The organism is Dysgonomonas sp. 37-18 (assembly GCF_001899125.1).
Classification (GTDB): Bacteria; Bacteroidota; Bacteroidia; order Bacteroidales; family Dysgonomonadaceae; genus Dysgonomonas.
This window is the reverse complement of the sequence record NZ_MKVC01000008.1, coordinates 16,309-35,109: the sequence shown is the minus strand read 5'-3', so window position 1 is coordinate 35,109 and position 18,801 is coordinate 16,309. Positions and strand designations below refer to the sequence as shown.

Sequence of the window (18,801 nt, the reverse complement as noted above, 5' to 3'; positions counted from 1 at the left end):
GGATAATGTATACAATTATGAAAAAAACAATAACACTCTGTGTCCTATTAAGTTTCTGTTTTACAATACAAGCACAAACGGTAAGAAAAAGGACATATGTAGAAAAGGCTGAGTCTCGTTCTGAAAAGACCTTAGATGAGACGGCAGATTCAACTAAAATATTAGGAGAACACTCGGCAGAATCTGTACAAGTAAAAACTCCACTTTTTTCTCAAGGAACCGGGAAGTGGACATTGAAACAGTGTGTTGATTATGCAGTAGAAAATAATATTGACCTTCGACAACAATCTCTGAATGTAAAAAGTGCAGAAATAGATCTGAGCACATCAAAGAATAGTCGTCTGCCAAATTTAAACGGAAATATTGGACAAGATTTTAACTTTGGTCGTTCTATCAGAACCACAACAAATGCTGTAGGAACAGGAAATACAGGCTCTACCAGCTTTGGTATATCAACATCTGTACCTCTATTTACAGGATTCCGTATTTCAAATCAAATAAAAGCGGATGAATTGAATTTGCAAGCTGCAGTCGAAGGATTGAAAAAAGCAAAAGAAAATCTAGAACTACAAGTAGTATCGTTATATCTAGATGTACTTTTCAAAAAAGAGATTCTAAAGGCATATAAAGACCAAGTATCTTATAGTTCTCAGCAAGTAGAACGCACACAGTTGTTACTTGAAGCTGGAAAGGTTCCGTCATCACAATTGTATGATATCAAAGCGCAGTTAGCTAAAGATGAACTAAATGTGACTATGGCAAATAACGACCTTGATTTATCTCTGCTAAATCTGTCACAATCACTAAATTTGCCAACAACTAAAGATTTTGATATAGAAGAACCTAATTTAGGAGATGTTGTATATGATAATATTTCTAGTATAATACCACCCGATCAGGTTTACACTATGGCATTAGAAACAAAACCCCATGTTAAAGAGGCTCAATATAAGCTAGGAAGCTCTCAAAAATTATTAAAGGTTGCTCAGTCAGGATACTATCCTACTTTAGATATGACTATGCGCTATGGTACCGGATTTGATCGTATTTATAAAAAAGGGGTGGATCAGGAAAGCATATCTAAACAACTTAGTCAAAATCAGACTAAATATATAGGATTCTCACTGAATATCCCGATCTTCAATCGCTTCCAAACACGTAATCAAGTGCGTAGCGCGCGATTAAGCATAGAAAACCAAACTCTAGCTTTAGACAATGTAAAACTAGCCTTATACAAGGAAATACAGCAAGCATATCAGAGTGCTGTCGCAGCTCAGGCTAAATACGGCTCTACAGATAAGGCATACGATGCAGCGGAAGAATCGTTCAAGTATGCACAAGAAAGATATGAAATAGGAAAATCTACTGTTTTTGAATTTAATGAAGCGAAAACTAAATTATTGACAAGTAGATCAGAACAGATTCAGGCGAAGTATGATTTCCTTTTTAGAAGTAAAATATTAGATTTCTACCAAGGAAAGCCTATACATTTGGAATAATTGAGTTTAATGTAGAATCAAGTGTTATCAGATTCCGTGAAATTATCTTACGTTTCACGGAATTTTTATTTTAAAAACATGCCTTTAGAGTCAATTCTCTAGCGAAAAAATTATATATTTGTATAAAGCTTAAATATAATTAACACCATTAACTAAAACCTATAATGAAAGAGTTTTTTGCTAATATGGATGGCACTCAACAGTTTTATTGGTATATAGCCATCGGAGCGAGTGTAATATTTATTATACAAACAATAATGACCTTTGTTGGAGCCGATGCGGATACAGGTGTTGATGCAGATTTTGATGGAAATCTAGATGGCGGAGATTCTCCTTTTCAGCTTTTTTCTCTTCGAAACCTAATTAATTTTCTTCTAGGATTTGGATGGGCTGGAGTATCACTTTACAATGTTATAGAAAACAATATTCTTTTAGCTATTGTCGCGTTTCTAGTAGGAGTCCTCTTCATTGCATTCTTTTTCTTTATTATGCGAGCGTTACTAAAACTATCAGAAGATAATAGCTTTAAAATAGAAGATACAATAGGTAAAACCGCAGATGTTTATCTTTCTATTCCTGCGGCAAAAACAGGAAAAGGAAAGGTCTTTATTAGTGTTAGGGGATCTACTCATGAACTTTCAGCTATCACCAACAGCGTTGATGAAATCAAAAACGGCTCATTAGTGAAGGTTGTGGGTATAGAAGGAGATATATTAATTGTTACTCCTTTAACACTCTAACAACTATTCTTTGATTGAACAAATACAATAAATTTTAAAATAAAACTCTTATTATGGAAGGATTATTTGAAGGAACAGGAGTTCTTTTTGTAGTGGCTATAATTGTAATATTTGTCCTCATTATGACAATGGTATCTAGGTACAAGCGTTGTCCGTCGGACAAAATATTAGTTGTATATGGCAAAACAGGAGGTGCTTCAGCCAAATGTATACACGGTGGAGGTGCTTTTATCTGGCCGGTAGTACAAGATTTTGCTTATTTAGATTTGAAGCCGATATCTATCGAGGCCAATCTGACTAGTGCATTGAGTAAACAGAACATTAGGGTCGATGTACCATGTCGATTTACTATTGCGATTTCTACCGAGAAGGAGAATATGAATAATGCGGCAGAGAGATTATTAGGCTTGACCACTTCGCAGATACAAGAATTGGCGAAAGATATCTTATTTGGTCAGCTTCGTTTGGTTATTGCCACAATGATGATTGAAGAAATCAATTCGGATCGTGATAAATTTCTGGATAATATTTCTAAAAATGTAGATACCGAATTACGTAAAATTGGTCTTAAGTTAATCAACGTAAACGTAACTGATATCAATGATGAATCAGGGTATATAGAAGCTCTAGGGAAAGAAGCTGCTGCTAAAGCCATTAATGAGGCGAAAGTGAGTGTAGCTGAACAAGAAAAAATGGGTGAAACAGGAAAGGCTGTAGCCGATAGACTTCGTGATGTACAAATAGCCGAAACACATCGGGATAGAGATGTACAGATAGCTATAGCTCAGAAGGACAAAGAGGTTAGCATTGCCGGAGCATTCAGAGATGAGTCGATTGGTAAAGCTGAAGCGACGAGAGATACTCGTGTAAAAACGGCTGAAGCAAATGCTGTAGCAGTAAAAGGAGAGAATATTGCAAAAATAGAAATTGCAGGCTCCGATGCTCTACGTCGTGAAAAGGAAGCTGAAGCCTTGAGACTTGCTGTTTCGTCCGAGAAAGTACAAGAAGCAAAAGCTTTGGAAGAAGCATATCAGGCAGAACAAAGAGCCGAGTTGGCTCGTTCTGAAAGAGAACGTTCTACTCAAATAGCTAACGTTGTAATTCCTGCTGAGATAGAGAAACAAAAAATCATTATTGAAGCTCAAGCTAAGGCTGAACAGTTGAGAGAACAAGCTCGAGGTGAGGCTGATGCTATATTTGCCAAAATGGATGCAGAAGCTCGAGGATTGTATGAAATACTATCTAAACAAGCGGAAGGTTATAAAGGTGTAGTAAATGCAGCCGGAGGCGATCCTGTAGCGGCATATCAGTTACTACTGATAGAAAAGCTTCCTGAACTGGTGAAAACTCAGGTTGAAGCGATCAAGAATCTTAAAATTGATAAGATTACTGTTTGGGATTCGTCAGGTAACAATAGCAATGGTCAAACAACTACAGCTAATTTTGTCTCGGGTCTTATGAAGTCGGTTCCTCCACTCAATGATTTATTCAAGATGGCCGGAATGAATCTTCCTTCGTATCTGAAAGGCGATGCAGAGAAAGCCGGAATTACCATCCCTCTTGCGCATCCTATAGAAGATGAAGACAAGAACGAAAAGGAAGAAACGAAGAAATAAAAATAAATAAAGACCATTCTTAAATCATAGAATGGTCTTTATTTTTAATCTATTATTCTAAAAAAAGAAGCCCTGTGCTTTATATACACAAGGGCTGCTTAGCAACTATAATAAAAAACACTAGATTTTAGCTCACGCTAAAGTTATTTCTTTATCCAAGTATACATCTTGTATTGTATTTATCAATTCAATACCTTCTTTCATTGGACGCTGAAAAGCTTTACGACCACAAATTAAGCCCATACCCCCTGCTCGCTTATTAACTACTGCTGTATAGACTGCATCTTTAAGATCTGACGCTCCATGCGATTCGCCACCGGAGTTAATTAGACCAACGCGTCCCATGTAGCCATTTATAACTTGATAACGGCACAAATCGATAGGATGATCGCTAGACAATTCTGTATACATACGTTCGTCCCACTTCGCAAAGTTAATGGCTTTGAATCCACCGTTATTCGTTGGAAGTTTTTGTTTAACTATATCTGCTTTTATCGTAACACCTATATGGTTAGCCTGAGATGATAAATCTGCAGCACTGTGATAATCAACACCATCTTTCTTGAAAGAGCTATTTCTAAGATAGCACCAAAGGATGGTTGCCATACCCAATTCGTGTGCATACTCAAAGGCTTTGGAAATATCTACTATTTGTCTGCGGCTTTCTTCCGAACCAAAGTATATTGTCGCACCTACAGCTGTAGCCCCCATATTCCATGCTTCTTTTATAGTACCAAAAAGCACTTGGTCATATGTATTGGGATATGTTAGCAGTTCATTATGATTAATTTTTACCACAAACGGTATTTTATGCGCATATTTTCGGGCTACTGACCCTAATACCCCATAGGTAGAAGCCACAGCACTACATCCCGATTCTATAGCAAGTTTTACTATATTTTCTGAATCAAAATAAATAGGATTTGGAGCAAATGAAGCCCCTGCCGTATGTTCAATATCCTGATCTACCGGCAAAATAGACAAATAACCCGTATTAGCAAGCCTGCCATGACTAAATAATCTTTGCAAACTGTTTAATGTAGGAATGTTACGATCCGAATCTATCCAAACATTATCTATCGCATTTGGACTTGGCGCATGTATAAGAGATTTGTCAACTGTCTTGCTTACATGCCCAAGAAGAAACTCACTTTGATCGCCTAAAATGTTTATAATTTTTGAATTAGCCATAATATATAAGTTTTGTATTTAGATTATGAATAATCAATCATGTTACTTTATATAGAACAACCCGATAGAGATTATGTTTAAAAATGCGACACAGATGTATACCGTATCAAAAGATTATTTAACATACATAAACCATATCTACCTTATCATATTAACTAAAAACTTAAATTTAATCTTTATCTTTGTTTGTTTCGTATCAAGAAACACTCTCTTTTTGTATTAATTTAACCATATATAAAACATTATGCTACATGAATTTACGCTTTCCAGAGGAAGAGCAATGATCAATTTTACATTAAAATATTGCGACACAAAGCAAAAACTTCTTAATAGCTATGGTTTTCGACGAGTAGTTGATTCTTTTATAAAACAATTTCTTAAGAAAGAAGAGGTTGTGATTTTCGATTATTATATTGAACATTTTGGCTCAGAAGACAATCTTGTAGATGCTTTTATCGAAGTATTTAAACTGCTTACTGTATTTGAAATTGAAGAAGTTGTAGCTGTAGATAACAAGTATTCAAAATTCTTTGAAGATAAAGACTTATTTATAGAAGTTACAGAATTGCTTTTTGAATATTGGAAAAGACTTGAGAGATATACAATCGTAAGAAATAACAGGCTGGGTGAAGGCCTGCAAAATGTTCGTTTTATTCAGGCCAATGATATGTTTAACGATCTCATATTATCAACAGGTCGTAGAATACAAACAACAGTGGTAGGAAGGGAATCCCGTATTTTTCGTCAATCTATAGCCGGAGCTAATGCCGGTCTGACATTAAACGATGTAAACTGGAATTGTCCGATCGAATATAAAGGGTTAACATCAATACCTTTTATTAGTACAGTAGTATTTCATCCTCCATATATTTCTTATACTAAGAGAAATACACGTGATGGCATTTTCCAAGAGCATCAACAAAATCCGATTGAAAATCTTGTGTTAAACGAAGACGACTGGTTCGTATTTCCGGCTAAAGTGGGTAACATGCTAACCTTCGTTTATTTCCATAAAGATTTTATGGTACATGGTGTAGGGCTCTCTAATCTTTTTGAAATAGCGACAGAAAATGAATATATAGGAAAAAAACCAGATATGATCTACATATTCGGTTATCCTGATGGTCATGAAGAGAAACGTACCTTCTATTACAAAGATAAAAAGAATGATATATTGATTGGATATGCAAACTATTGCGACGATATAGATTATTTTGGTTATATGAAGAAAATGCTTCTTACATTGCATAATGTGAAGCAAATTGAGAATGAAAGACTACCTATACACGGCGCTATGGTGAACATTGTTCTTCGTAATGGAAAAGAATCCAATATAATCATCATGGGTGACAGTGGTGCGGGTAAATCTGAAAGTCTTGAGGCTTTCAGAACTTTAAATGAAAACTATATCCGGCATATGCGTGTCATTTTTGATGATATGGGTTATCTTAAGAAAGAAGAAGATGGTACTATCAAAGCATATGGAACCGAGATTGGAGCCTTTGTAAGGGTAGATGATCTCGATCCGGCTTATGCCTTCGCTCAATTGGATAGAGGTGTTTATACCAATATGGATAGAGTAAATGCTCGTGTTACAATTCCGATATCGACATATGAAATTATATCCAGAGGATATCCGATAGATTATTTCCTATATGCCAATAATTACAATGAGGCCGAAAAGAAAATCCTCTTGTATAACGATTTGGATAAAGCTATTCCAATATTTGAAGATGGAGCACGTAAAGCAAAAGGAACGACAACAGAAAAAGGACTTGTGAAATCTTATTTTGCAAACCCATTTGGACCTGTTCAAGAACGAGAAGCGACCGAAAAGCTTGTACGCTCATATTTTAGTGATATGAAAAAAGCTGGAGTTAAAATCGGCGAAATACACACGTCTCTGGCAATTGAAGGTAAAGCAAAAGATGGCCCACGTGAGGCAGCCGAAGAGCTTTTCTCTTTGATTAATGAATAATAAATTATACATTTACAAAGCCTCTCGACTCATTATCAGAGGCTTTGTGTATATTTTATAATTCAGAATCAAAAAAAAATCATGAAAAAACTGAAGTTAACGCTGATCCTTTCTATCTATGTTTTATCCTGTTTTTCACTGCTTGGACAAAATTACCCTTTCCAAAACACCAACCTCTCTATTGATGAACGAGTCAATGACTTAGTGTCAAAATTAACATTAGAAGAGAAGGTTGCCCAGATGTTAAATAATACACCTGCAATAGAGCGGCTCAATATTCCGGCATACAATTGGTGGAACGAATGTCTGCATGGAATAGGCAGAACAGATTATAAAGTAACGGTTTTTCCGCAGGCTATAGGTATGGCCGCAGCTTGGAATAAAGAGTTGATGAAAGAGGTTGCTTCTGCTATATCAGACGAAGGACGTGCAATATATAACGACGCTACATCAAAAGGCAATAGAGAAATATATTACGGATTAACATATTGGACTCCTAATATTAACATATTCAGAGATCCTCGTTGGGGACGTGGACAAGAGACTTATGGCGAAGACCCGTTCTTAACCGGGGTATTAGGAAAGTCTTTTGTTGCCGGATTGCAAGGAGACGATACCAAATATCTAAAAGCTGCTGCTTGTGCCAAACATTATGCTGTACATAGCGGCCCCGAAAATACGCGTCATACATTCAATACATTTGTTACTGACTATGATTTATGGGATACTTACCTTCCTGCATTTCGGAATTTAGTAGTGGATGCCAAAGTTGCAGGAGTGATGTGTGCATACAATGCATATAATGGAGAACCTTGCTGTGGCAATAATTTTCTGATGCAAGAGATACTACGCGAGAAATGGAACTTCACGGGCTATGTAACATCGGATTGTGGTGCAATTGACGATTTCTATCAACATCACAAAACGCACCCTGATGCCAAATATGCAGCAGCTGATGCCGTATACAACGGAACGGATATAGATTGTGGTAACGAAGCTTATAAGGCTCTTGTAGATGCTGTAAAGACTGGTATAATTACAGAAAAGCAAATAGATATATCTCTTAAACGCTTGTTTACGATAAGATTCAGGCTAGGCATGTTTGATCCTGCGGAAAATGTTAAATACTCTCAGATATCGACATCTGTTCTTGAATCTCAGAAACATAAAGATTTAGCATTGAAAATAACAAGGGAATCTATTGTACTTCTAAAAAATGAGAATAATACATTACCTCTAAGTAAAAAGCTAAAGAAAGTAGCAGTTGTAGGCCCTAACGCAAATAATGAAGTTTCTGTTTTGGGTAATTATAATGGTTTCCCAACGGAGATAGTAACGCCATACGAAGCTATAAAACAAAAATTGAAAGGGACAGAAGTTATTTATGAAAAAGGAATAGACTTTGTTACTCCTTCAGCAAACAGTCAAGAAGAAGTTTCTGCATTATTAAAACGTCTAAAAGGTGTAGATATAGTTATTTTTGTAGGTGGAATCACTCCCGAGTTAGAAGGAGAAGAAATGCCTGTTAAAATTGAAGGCTTTACCGGGGGTGACAGAACTTCTATCAAGCTACCTAAAATACAAACAGATTTTATGAAAGCCCTTGTTGCTGAAAAAATCCCTACAGTGTTTGTAATGATGACAGGTAGCGCAATTGCAACAGAATGGGAATCACAAAGCATTCCAGCCATTGTCAACGCATGGTATGGTGGCCAGGATGCAGGTACAGCTATTGCTGATGTACTATTTGGAGACTATAATCCTTCAGGAAAGCTTCCTGTTACATTCTATGCAAAAGATAGTGATTTGCCTGCCTTCAATTCATATGAAATGAAAAACAGGACATATAGATATTTCAACGGAGAAGTTTTATATCCGTTTGGATATGGCTTAAGTTATACTAAATTTGAATATTCACCGATCCAAGTACCGTCAACAATAGATACAGGAAACAATGCTAAAGTATCTGTCAGCATTAAGAATACAGGAAAAGTAGAAGGAGAAGAGGTTGTACAGCTTTATATCTCTTACCCTGATACGAAAGGACAGAAACCTTTATATGCTTTAAAAGGCTTCAATAGGGTATCACTCAAAGCTGGAGAATCTAAAACTGTAGAATTCAATCTATCGCCAAGAGAGCTCGGTTTAGTAGATGATGCTGGCATATTAAAAGTTAGTGCGGGAAAAAGAAAGATATTTATCGGAGGAAGCTCTCCTACCCCAACCCATTCAGAAAAACTTCCACTCGTTGAGAAAGATTTTGATATAAAAGGAAGTGATTTTATTGTAGAATAAGTTTGATTAGATTGATTATAAAAAAAGCCTCTGAAGAAATATTCAGAGGCTTTTTTGTTTATTTTAAATCATGAAATACCTATCAACTAAGTCCTTCAATCATACCATTTACAATATCAATATGCTTTGCTTGCGGCTCTGCGGGTAACCCCGGCATTCGCATGATATCTCCGGCTATAGCAACAATAAATTCAGCACCATTGTTAATCACAATATCATTTATTGTAAATTCAAAATCTTTGGGAGTGCCATACAGGCTGGCATCGTCAGAAAAAGAATATTGCGTTTTTGCGATACAAATCGGATAATGAGTTATGCCCATTTTCTTAATCGTATCCAGTTTTCTTTTAGCTTTATTGCTAAATACAACAGAGGCTGCACCATATATTTTCTTTGCAACTTTATCTATCTTAGTATCAATAGCATCTTCATCATCGTATGTAAAAGTTAAACTTCTGGAAGGATTTAAGTCAATTTGTTCGACAACTTTCTTCGCTAATGCTATAGCTCCTTCGCCTCCTTTTACATAAGAATCATTCAAGGCAAATCCAACTCCCATTTTATCACAACATTTCTCTATCAATGAAATTTCTTCATCAGAATCGAAACCATATCTATTTAAAGATACAAGAACGGTCTGTCCGAAAGATTTCATATTTTCGATATGCTTGTTCAAATTTTCAAAACCTTTCAGCAGCCCATCTATATTTTTCTTCTTAATATCTTCCAAAGCTACTCCTCCATGCATTTTCAATGCCTGAGTAGTGATCACTATTATTGTAAGCTTAGGTGTTATACCGGCCTTACGACATTTAATATTAAAGAACTTTTCAGCACCCAGATCTGCACCAAAGCCGGCCTCAGTTATTACATAATCAGCATGAGACATTGCCATTTTGGTAGCAATTACAGAGTTACAACCATGAGCTATATTTGCAAAAGGCCCACCGTGTATAATAGCCGCAGAATGTTCTGTAGTTTGTACCAAATTGGGGTTTATCGCATTTTTCAATAAAACAGCAATAGCACCTGAAACACCGAGATCATTAACTGTAAAAGCATTATTTTCGACGGTATATCCCAGAATGATATTTCCTATTCTTCGCTTTAAATCATCAATATCTTTCGATAAACATAGAATAGCCATTATTTCTGAAGCCGGAGTAATTTCAAATCCGGACTCAGTGGGGATACCATTTGTTGTTCCATTCAATCCAGTGACGATATATCTTAAGCTCCTATCATTTACATCCAGTACCCTCTTCCATGTTATTTCCTTCAAAAAACCTTTTGTGCCCTTACTTCTATACAAATAGTTATCAAGTAAAGCGGTTATCATATTATGTGCAGATGTTATTGCGTGAAAATCGCCTGTAAAATGCAGATTAATATCTTCCATAGGCAAAACCTGAGCATGACCTCCTCCGGTAGCACCTCCTTTCATTCCAAAGCAAGGCCCTAATGATGGCTCTCTTAATGCAACAACTGTTTTTTTCCCTATTTTGTTTAAACCCAAAGCTAACCCAATAGAAGTTGTTGTTTTCCCTATTCCTGCTTTAGTGGGGGTTATTGCTGTAACTAATATGAGGTTACTATTAGCCACCTTCTGATCATTGATTAGAGATACAGGTATTTTAGCTATATATTTACCATAATTATATAGTTGCTCTTGAGATATTCCGAGCTTCTTGGCTATAATATTTATATTTTCTAACTCTATATTTCTTGCAATCTCAATATCTGTAATCATGTTATTATTGGGTTTAATGATATTAATAATTTTACGGGGAGCAAAGATAAATCTTTAAATTAAAGAATCAATAAAGATTTTTCAACACTGTAGTCCCTAATTAACACCCGTCCTCACATATATGTTCATATTCCACTATTTAGAACCAGTTTATATGTCTTTATTATGAAGGAAATAGAAAAAACAATAACAGAATAGATGTTGTAAAATAGATTTCTTTTATTATCTTTGCACAGGTTTATTGCAAATCTATCTTTGTCTAGCAAAAAAAATAAAATAATTATTTTCTCTTGTAAACAAAAAAGATTAGGGGTTGAATATCATCCCGACAGATAGCCAGCCAACAAACTAACTATTTAAATCTTAGATAATAACCTTAAATTATTATCTCCCTAAAGTTAAGTTCCATTAAAGTTATTATTATAAAGTTTTACAGAAAAGGCTTTACTCTAATTTATTAAAAATTCTCAAAAATCAATATTTTAATATAGATATACATGCGTATATACAACATTCTTGAGCTTAACGAGAAGCTCACTATCGAACTTAGAACCATCGCAAAGGAGCTTGGGATACGACGTCCTGATGCTTATAAGAAAGATGAGTTAATCTATAAAATTCTTGATGAACAAGCTATCTTAGAAGCAAAAAACAAAAACTCTGAGAGCTATCAAAGCGAAGATCGGATAGAACAACAACAAAGAAAATCCCAGTCTGCAGCTAAGAACAAACAAGAAAGACCCAAGAACCAACCGCAAGCGAAAAAAACAGAAAAACAAGACTCTAAACCTGCTGATGCCTCCCCTAAAAAAGAAGAGCCAAAACCTCAGGTAAAAGTAACACCTAAAGAGGCTCCTGTTGTGGAAAAGAAAAATGAACCGAAAGTAGTCATTGAAGAAAAAGAAAAGACCCCACAAAAAGAGGTGGTAAAAAAAGTGGAAGAAAAAGAGAAGGAAGCTAAGCCTGTCAGCAATGTAAAACAACAGCCAACAGCTGTAAAGCCGACTCAACTGGTTTTTCGCTCTAACAAAGTAAGAGAAGCTCAACCAGAAGAACCTGTTCCGGGATTACCACTTCTATCTCCATTAGAGGTTGATGCAGAGGTTCCGGCTGTGGAAATTATTACTGAAGTACTAGCTAAAACAAATAAACCCGCACAGCAACAAAATAATCAACAAAATCAAAAACAAAATAATCAGAATCAGGAAAAATCTTTTGATTTTGAAGGAATATTATCAGCTACAGGTGTTTTAGAGATTATGTCGGAAGGCTACGGATTCCTCCGTTCATCCGATTATAATTATATGTCGTCACCTGATGATATATATATATCCCAATCTCAAATACGCCTATTCGGCTTAAAAACCGGGGATATTGTGGAAGGACCAATACGTCCACCGAAAGAGTCTGAAAAATTCTTTCCTTTAGTTAAGGTAGATAGAATCAATGGACGCACACCGGATGAAGTACGTGACCGCGTTCCGTTTGATCATTTGAAGCCGCTATTCCCAGATGAAAAATTTAAACTAACAAAAGGACGTAATGACAATCTATCATGTCGTGTTGTAGATCTATTCTCTCCGATTGGTAAAGGACAGCGTGGTTTGATTGTTGCTCAACCGAAGACCGGTAAAACAACATTGCTAAAAGATATAGCAAATGCCATTGCAGATAACCATCCTGAGGTGTACATGATCGTTCTTCTGATCGATGAACGCCCTGAGGAGGTTACCGATATGGAACGTAGTGTAAATGCTGAAGTTATAGCATCTACATTTGACGAACCGGCAGATCGCCATGTGAAGATCGCCGAAATAGTATTGAATAAAGCAAAACGTATGGTAGAGTGCGGACACGACGTGGTTATCCTATTGGATTCTATCACTCGTCTAGCTCGTGCATACAATACTGTGCAACCGGCATCAGGAAAAGTATTAACCGGAGGGGTTGACGCGAATGCATTACATAAGCCAAAACGTTTCTTCGGAGCAGCGCGTAATATCGAAAATGGAGGATCTCTAACAATCATTGCAACAGCACTCACTGAGACCGGCTCTAAAATGGATGATGTTATCTTCGAAGAGTTTAAAGGTACAGGCAATATGGAGCTTCAGCTCGATCGTAAATTGTCTAACAAGCGCATATTCCCTGCAGTGGATATTATTGCATCAAGTACTCGTAGAGATGACTTGTTACTCAGCAACGATACACTAAGCAGAATGTGGGTTCTTCGTAACTTCTTATCTGACATGAACTCTGTAGAAGCAATGCAGTTCCTTGACGGAAGATTAAGAAAAACAATAAATAATGAAGAATTCCTTATCTCAATGAATGACTAGGTAAGAAGAATTATAATTCTAGATAACAGAAGCAAGGGAAAAAGAAGTAACTTTACCCTTGCTTTTTTATTTTAAATAATTCTAAATAAGAACGTATGAAACACGATCACAATCATAACCCCCACGAACATTCACATAGCGGGCATAGCCATGCACATAATGCCAATAAGAAGGCTTTAACGATTAGCTTCTTTCTGATAGCAGGATTTATGTTTGTTGAATTCATCGGAGGGTATTTAACGAACAGCTTAGCTTTAATATCTGATGCTGGGCATATGTTAAGTGATGCTGTTGCACTAGGATTAAGTTTAAGTGCTCTTATTTTCGGATCCAGAGCAGCAACCCCATCCAAAACCTATGGATATAAACGTTTTGAAATCCTAGCTGCGTTACTAAATGGCATTGTACTTGTCCTGATTTCTGTTTTTATATTCAAAGAAGCAATACATCGACTTTCAGAACCTCCTCATGTAATAGGCCTGGGTATGATGGTCATATCAGTCATTGGACTAATTATTAATATAATTGTCGCATATATCCTGCATTCACAAGGCTCGACCAAAGAAAACTTAAATATAAGAAGTGCCTTTCTGCACGTTATAGGCGATTTGTTAGGTTCTGTTGGGGCTATAGCTGCAGCAATACTCATCATGTTGTTTGGCTGGTATATAGCCGACCCAATAGCAAGTATGATTGTTTCACTCCTAGTTCTTTATAGTGGATGGCATGTCCTTAAAGAATCTGTTAACATATTGATGGAAGCTAAACCATCAGAGATAGACTCTGATGAAGTTGTAAATGCGTTGAAGTCAATAGAAGGCATAGAAGATATACATGACTTACATATATGGATGATAACGTCCGAATTTTCGGTATTAACAGTTCACCTAATAGTAAAACCAAATGTTGATCGTGACCTAATCCTAGAGAAGGCTAAGCGCTCTATTGATGAAAAATTTGGAATTAAGCATGCCACAATTCAGTTAGAAGGAAAGAATATTTGTTTGTCTGAAGACTCTTGTAATTAAAGTTTTTTTCAAAAGGAAATAATCAAAGAAAAAAAACGACAAAATCGGATAATGATTTCGTCGTTTTTTATTTAGTATCTATATATTTTATTCTATTCTTAAATCGAAAGAACCTTCAATGTTTCTACTAAATCCGGCTGAATTGGTTTATTCTTTTTGATTGCTTTGGAAAATGGAACATATACAATCACATCATTCTGAATACCAATCATTACATTGCGTTGACCATCAAGCAGAGCATCAATTGCGGAAGCACCCATTCGGCTAGCTAGTATACGGTCGTTTGCAGTAGGAGAACCTCCACGTTGTACATGCCCAAGAATAGTTACTCGTACATCGTACTGGGGAAATTCTTTTTTTACACGCTCAGCCATTGCCATTGCACCACCGGTGATATCTCCCTCTGTTACAAGAACAAGGCTACTATTTTTACTTTTACGAAATCCATTGGATATCAAATCTGCTAATTGGTCTTGTTGCATTGATCTCTCAGGGATAATGGCAGCTTCTGCTCCGGAGGCAATCGCTCCGTTAAGTGCAAGAATACCGCATTCACGCCCCATCACTTCAATAAAAAATAAACGTTCGTGCGAACTGGCTGTATCGCGAATTTTATCTACAGCTTGCATGATTGTATTCAACGCTGTATCATAACCAATCGTTAAATCTGTTCCTTGCAAGTCATTATCGATGGTTCCAGGTAGACCAACTATAGGAAAATTATATTCCTGTGCAAAAATACGGGCTCCGGTAAGTGAACCATCTCCACCTATAACGACCAAAGCATCAATATTCTCGCGTTGAAGTGTTTCGTATGCTGTCTGACGACCTTCTGTTGTTTCAAACTCTTTACAACGAGCTGTTTTAAGAATTGTACCTCCTTGCTGTATAATATTACTTACACTATTTGTTTTGAATGGTATAATCTCATCAAATACCAATCCCTTATAACCACGCATAACACCTTTAACTTCTATTCCGTTATAGATAGCTGAACGAGTTACTGCACGAATAGCTGCATTCATACCCGGAGCATCGCCTCCGGAAGTAAGGATACCAATACACTTAATGTTAGCCATAATGTTATTTATATTTATTCTTAAAGTCCCTTTTTCAAAATGAATTACAAAAATAAGAATAAATTTACTGATAAGGCTAATCTCAATATGTCAATTTGGTTAAATTAACACCGATCTTATTTCCTCTATTTTTGCTTCTACTTCTTCCATTTGCCATTTCGGAGTAGAAGTTGCACCACAAATACCTATTGAGGCTGTTTTGCTTACTAAATCAGGGTTTATATCTGATGGTGTAGTGATAAAATACGAGTTCGGATTATATTTTTTACACTCAGCAAATAAGACTTTTCCATTCGAACTCTTCTCTCCTGCCACAAAGAATATGATGTCATTATTCAGAGCAAATTCTTTGATGTTAGGAATACGGTTTGATACTTGACGACAAATAGTATCAAAAAATTCAAATTTAGCATCTCCCGTCATTCTGCCTTGAATAATATCAATTATCTCTTGAAATCCATCCAGCGGTTTTGTTGTCTGAGAGAATAAACAAATATTTTTAGAAAAATCGAGTTTTTCGAGATCTTCCTTCTTCTCAATAACAATAGCACTCGATTCAGTTTGTCCGAGTAGCCCATTCACTTCGGCATGCCCGTTTTTACCATAAATAACAATTTGTGTATTGTTATCTCTTTCACTGTCATATTTGTCGTGTATCTTTTTCTGAAGACGTAAAACAACAGGACATGAGGCATCTATGATCTCGATATTGTTTTCTTTTGCCGTTTGATAGGTTGAAGGTGGTTCGCCATGAGCCCTAAGTAAAACTCTTGCATTTTTCAGTTTTGCAAACTCTTCATGATTAATAGTCTTCATTCCAAGTTTTTCCAACCTGTCTACTTCTAGGTTATTGTGCACGATATCACCTAAACAATAAAGCATGCCTCCTTTGGCCAATTCTTCTTCTGCTTTCTTTATGGCATTAACTACCCCAAAGCAAAAACCTGACTTAGCATCTATTTCTATATTACTCATTTAATTTGTAGTTATTTGTTTGAACTTTTGTACCAACCATTGCATTTGATCGTCAATGGTCATATATGAATTATCTAGAAGAATGGCGTCATCCGCTTGGATTAAAGGGCTTTCTGCCCGCGTCTGATCCATATGATCTCTGGTTCTTAAATTTTCCAACACTTCTTCGTATGTCGTTTTCGTATCACCCTTCGACTGCAATTCATCAAAGCGTCTCTGTGCTCTAATTTCAGCTTTTGCTGTCACAAAAACTTTCATTTCGGCATCAGGAAAAACAACAGTTCCTATATCTCTCCCATCCATTACGATTCCTTTCGCCTTACCCATTTCTTGTTGGAGAGCCACCATTGCATGGCGTACAAAAGGAATTGCACTAACAATACTCACTTTAGACGATACTTCCATACTGCGTATCAGACTTTCAACATTCTGTCCATTCAGGTATGTCTCAGGAGTTCCTGTATCCTTATTTAAGTGAAACTGTATCTTTATATTTTCTATTTCGTTACGCAATTTTTCTTCATCCAGCGTTTCGCCATTAAAGAGGTTATGTTCTATGCAATATAGCGTTACAGCCCTATACATGGCTCCACTATCTATATAGATATACCCTATCTCCCTTGCCAAACTTTTGGCCATAGTACTCTTACCATTCGATGAAAACCCATCTATTGCGATAACTATTTTTTTCATTACTTACTTCTATTAAACATCTAAGCGATATAAATGTTTATGTTGATTCGTTATAAATTATATTCCTAATAAAGACAGGGCAAAGATAATTCTAATTTTTCATTATAAATCCTCCTTCGTTTTATAACGAGAAAGATGTTGCCGAAAAAAACTATTGTATTACAAAAAAATGTGTATTTTTGCAGCTTGAAACATTTTTATATATAAATGATAAATCGCGTTCTTATTCGTATCAGGGTTGTTCAAATACTGTTCTCATGCAGTCATAGTGAAACCACAGATTTGAGAAAGGCAGAAAGTGAGTTAATGCTTAGCCTACAAAAATCATATGATTTGTACTTTTATCTGTTATCGTTGATGGTAGAGTTGACTAATACTTATGCTCAGAGAGTAGATAGTCGTAAATCGAAGCTATTGCCCACTAAAGAGGATATGAGCCCAAACACAAAGTTGTTGAATAATAAATTCATATCTCAACTCAGTCAAAACACAGAACTGATAAAATACCTGAACGATAGGCCTTTCTCATGGGCAGAACATGATGCCTTCATCCGCAACCTATTGGATAATATCTTAAACTCTGACATATATAAAGAATATACAGAAAATCAATCTCAAGAATATACTGACGATCGTGAATTTTGGCGTAAAGTTTTCAAGCAAATTATATGCACGACTGAAGATTTGTACTCCATCCTTGAGGACGAAAGTCTTTATTGGAACGACGATATCGAAATTATTCAATCTTTTGTTTTAAAAACGATTAAACGCTTTGAAGAAAACAAAGGAACAGAACAAGAGTTGCTTCCTATGTTTAAGGATGAAACGGATAAAGAGTTTGCAGTAAAATTATTGAGAGAGTCCTTATTCAACGGAAATGAATATAAAGAGCTGATTGATAAATACACTAAGAATTGGGAGTCGGAACGTATTGCTCTGATGGATATGGTTATAATGCAGATTGCAATAGCCGAAATCATCGAATTCTCATCTATCCCAATTAGTGTTTCCTTAAATGAATATATCGATATAGCGAAGTCATATAGTACTATAAAAAGTGCTTCTTTTATAAATGGAATTTTGGATGCAATTGTAAAAGAGCTGAAAGAAGAAAAAAAGATAATTAAGAAATAATAGCATTTATCATATTTTCGCATAAAGCCTATTTCAAAATATTCACTTATATTTGTAAAAACTTATTCAAAAAAAGTAACTGAAGTAAGAATAATATAAATCAATATTAAAGAACAATTATGACTTTATTAAATGTATTGTTACAAGCTGCAGATGGTGGAGCTTCTCCTGCCGGAGGTTTATTAGGCGGAAGTACCGGCATGATTATAATGATGGTACTGCTCTTCGGAATTATGTACTTCTTTATGATCAGACCACAGCAGAAGAAACAAAAAGCTCTACAAGAAGCAAGAAACGCCATTAAGGTAGGTGACAAAGTTATTACAGCCGGAGGTGTTCACGGAAAAGTGAAAGAAGTGGGTGATACATATTTTATTCTTGAAATAGCAGAGGGAGTAAAAATTAAGATTGAAAAATCTTCTGTATATGTTTCAGCCGAAGATACTAAGAAACAATAATTTTTTTATTACGGTAAATATCCGGG

14 protein-coding genes are annotated in these 18,801 nt (G+C 35.9%); 9 read left to right on the top strand and 5 right to left on the bottom strand.

Going from position 1 to position 18,801, the window contains the following annotated elements:
• Positions 1 to 17 precede the first annotated feature (17 nt).
• The 3 genes from BGO84_RS03160 (at position 18) to BGO84_RS03150 (ending at position 3,855) form a co-directional block, all read left to right on the top strand.
• Positions 18 to 1,499: a TolC family protein gene (locus BGO84_RS03160; RefSeq protein ID WP_291027560.1), complete on the top strand. Its 1,482-nt coding sequence runs from the start codon at positions 18 to 20 to the stop codon at positions 1,497 to 1,499.
• A gap of 164 nt (positions 1,500 to 1,663) precedes the next feature.
• The gene (locus BGO84_RS03155) at positions 1,664 to 2,239 is read left to right on the top strand and encodes an NfeD family protein (RefSeq protein WP_135106399.1); all 576 of its coding nucleotides are present in this window, start codon (positions 1,664 to 1,666) and stop codon (positions 2,237 to 2,239) included.
• A gap of 53 nt (positions 2,240 to 2,292) precedes the next feature.
• Positions 2,293 to 3,855: a flotillin family protein gene (locus BGO84_RS03150; RefSeq protein WP_291027558.1), complete on the top strand. Its 1,563-nt coding sequence runs from the start codon at positions 2,293 to 2,295 to the stop codon at positions 3,853 to 3,855.
• A gap of 132 nt (positions 3,856 to 3,987) precedes the next feature.
• Here BGO84_RS03150 and BGO84_RS03145 read toward each other — a convergent pair whose 3' ends face one another.
• Complete coding sequence (locus tag BGO84_RS03145) at positions 3,988 to 5,046, bottom strand: class I fructose-bisphosphate aldolase (protein WP_135106403.1); 1,059 nt, start codon at positions 5,044 to 5,046, stop codon at positions 3,988 to 3,990.
• Between the two features lie 244 nt (positions 5,047 to 5,290).
• Between BGO84_RS03145 and BGO84_RS03140 the strand changes: the two genes are divergently transcribed.
• On the top strand, positions 5,291 to 7,024 hold the full coding sequence (locus BGO84_RS03140; RefSeq protein WP_283687318.1) for a phosphoenolpyruvate carboxykinase: 1,734 nt from the start codon (positions 5,291 to 5,293) through the stop codon (positions 7,022 to 7,024).
• 81 nt (positions 7,025 to 7,105) lie between these two features.
• On the top strand, positions 7,106 to 9,319 hold the full coding sequence (locus tag BGO84_RS03135) for a glycoside hydrolase family 3 C-terminal domain-containing protein (RefSeq protein ID WP_291027556.1): 2,214 nt from the start codon (positions 7,106 to 7,108) through the stop codon (positions 9,317 to 9,319).
• Between the two features lie 82 nt (positions 9,320 to 9,401).
• Here the strand turns inward: BGO84_RS03135 and BGO84_RS03130 are convergent, their stop codons facing one another.
• Entirely contained in the window at positions 9,402 to 11,069 is a 1,668-nt protein-coding gene (locus BGO84_RS03130; protein WP_135106409.1) for a formate--tetrahydrofolate ligase, read from the bottom strand.
• 497 nt (positions 11,070 to 11,566) lie between these two features.
• Here BGO84_RS03130 and rho point away from each other — a divergent pair, with 497 nt between their 5' ends.
• Both rho and BGO84_RS03120 read left to right on the top strand, forming a co-directional pair.
• Positions 11,567 to 13,408: a transcription termination factor Rho gene (gene rho, locus BGO84_RS03125; RefSeq protein ID WP_291027554.1), complete on the top strand. Its 1,842-nt coding sequence runs from the start codon at positions 11,567 to 11,569 to the stop codon at positions 13,406 to 13,408.
• 95 nt (positions 13,409 to 13,503) lie between these two features.
• Positions 13,504 to 14,436, top strand: a complete 933-nt coding sequence (locus tag BGO84_RS03120) for a cation diffusion facilitator family transporter (protein ID WP_291027552.1) — start codon at positions 13,504 to 13,506, stop codon at positions 14,434 to 14,436.
• 98 nt (positions 14,437 to 14,534) lie between these two features.
• On the opposite strand, the gene pfkA is transcribed toward BGO84_RS03120, so the two are convergent.
• The 3 genes from pfkA to cmk all read right to left on the bottom strand — a co-directional run bounded on the left by pfkA (position 14,535) and on the right by cmk (position 17,183).
• Positions 14,535 to 15,515, bottom strand: coding sequence for a 6-phosphofructokinase (gene pfkA / locus BGO84_RS03115; RefSeq protein ID WP_252637317.1), 981 nt, complete (start codon positions 15,513 to 15,515; stop codon positions 14,535 to 14,537).
• Positions 15,516 to 15,614: 99 nt separating this feature from the next.
• Entirely contained in the window at positions 15,615 to 16,490 is an 876-nt protein-coding gene (locus tag BGO84_RS03110; protein ID WP_006844467.1) for a 4-hydroxy-3-methylbut-2-enyl diphosphate reductase, read from the bottom strand.
• Positions 16,491 to 17,183 carry a (d)CMP kinase gene (gene cmk / locus BGO84_RS03105; RefSeq protein WP_291027550.1) on the bottom strand — a complete coding sequence of 231 codons (693 nt, stop codon included), beginning with the start codon at positions 17,181 to 17,183 and terminating at the stop codon, positions 16,491 to 16,493.
• A gap of 207 nt (positions 17,184 to 17,390) precedes the next feature.
• Between cmk and nusB the strand changes: the two genes are divergently transcribed.
• Both nusB and yajC read left to right on the top strand, forming a co-directional pair.
• Positions 17,391 to 18,317 (top strand): transcription antitermination factor NusB, encoded by a 927-nt coding sequence (gene nusB / locus BGO84_RS03100; RefSeq protein ID WP_291027548.1) that lies wholly within the window; start codon positions 17,391 to 17,393, stop codon positions 18,315 to 18,317.
• 119 nt (positions 18,318 to 18,436) lie between these two features.
• Positions 18,437 to 18,775 carry a preprotein translocase subunit YajC gene (gene yajC, locus BGO84_RS03095; RefSeq protein ID WP_291027546.1) on the top strand — a complete coding sequence of 113 codons (339 nt, stop codon included), beginning with the start codon at positions 18,437 to 18,439 and terminating at the stop codon, positions 18,773 to 18,775.
• Positions 18,776 to 18,801: the final 26 nt, after the last annotated feature.

Bases quoted from the DNA above. Each gene is read 5' to 3' on its own strand.
- BGO84_RS03160 (WP_291027560.1), top strand. From the start codon at position 18: ATGAAAAAAACAATAACACTCTGTGTCCTATTAAGTTTCTGTTTTACA.
- rho (WP_291027554.1), top strand. From the start codon at position 11,567: ATGCGTATATACAACATTCTTGAGCTTAACGAGAAGCTCACTATCGAA.
- pfkA (WP_252637317.1), bottom strand. From the start codon at position 15,515: ATGGCTAACATTAAGTGTATTGGTATCCTTACTTCCGGAGGCGATGCT.
- yajC (WP_291027546.1), top strand. From the start codon at position 18,437: ATGACTTTATTAAATGTATTGTTACAAGCTGCAGATGGTGGAGCTTCT.
- BGO84_RS03120 (WP_291027552.1), top strand. From the start codon at position 13,504: ATGAAACACGATCACAATCATAACCCCCACGAACATTCACATAGCGGG.
- BGO84_RS03110 (WP_006844467.1), bottom strand. From the start codon at position 16,490: ATGAGTAATATAGAAATAGATGCTAAGTCAGGTTTTTGCTTTGGGGTA.
- BGO84_RS03140 (WP_283687318.1), top strand. From the start codon at position 5,291: ATGCTACATGAATTTACGCTTTCCAGAGGAAGAGCAATGATCAATTTT.
- BGO84_RS03135 (WP_291027556.1), top strand. From the start codon at position 7,106: ATGAAAAAACTGAAGTTAACGCTGATCCTTTCTATCTATGTTTTATCC.
- cmk (WP_291027550.1), bottom strand. From the start codon at position 17,183: ATGAAAAAAATAGTTATCGCAATAGATGGGTTTTCATCGAATGGTAAG.
- BGO84_RS03145 (WP_135106403.1), bottom strand. From the start codon at position 5,046: ATGGCTAATTCAAAAATTATAAACATTTTAGGCGATCAAAGTGAGTTT.
- BGO84_RS03130 (WP_135106409.1), bottom strand. From the start codon at position 11,069: ATGATTACAGATATTGAGATTGCAAGAAATATAGAGTTAGAAAATATA.
- nusB (WP_291027548.1), top strand. From the start codon at position 17,391: ATGATAAATCGCGTTCTTATTCGTATCAGGGTTGTTCAAATACTGTTC.
- BGO84_RS03150 (WP_291027558.1), top strand. From the start codon at position 2,293: ATGGAAGGATTATTTGAAGGAACAGGAGTTCTTTTTGTAGTGGCTATA.
- BGO84_RS03155 (WP_135106399.1), top strand. From the start codon at position 1,664: ATGAAAGAGTTTTTTGCTAATATGGATGGCACTCAACAGTTTTATTGG.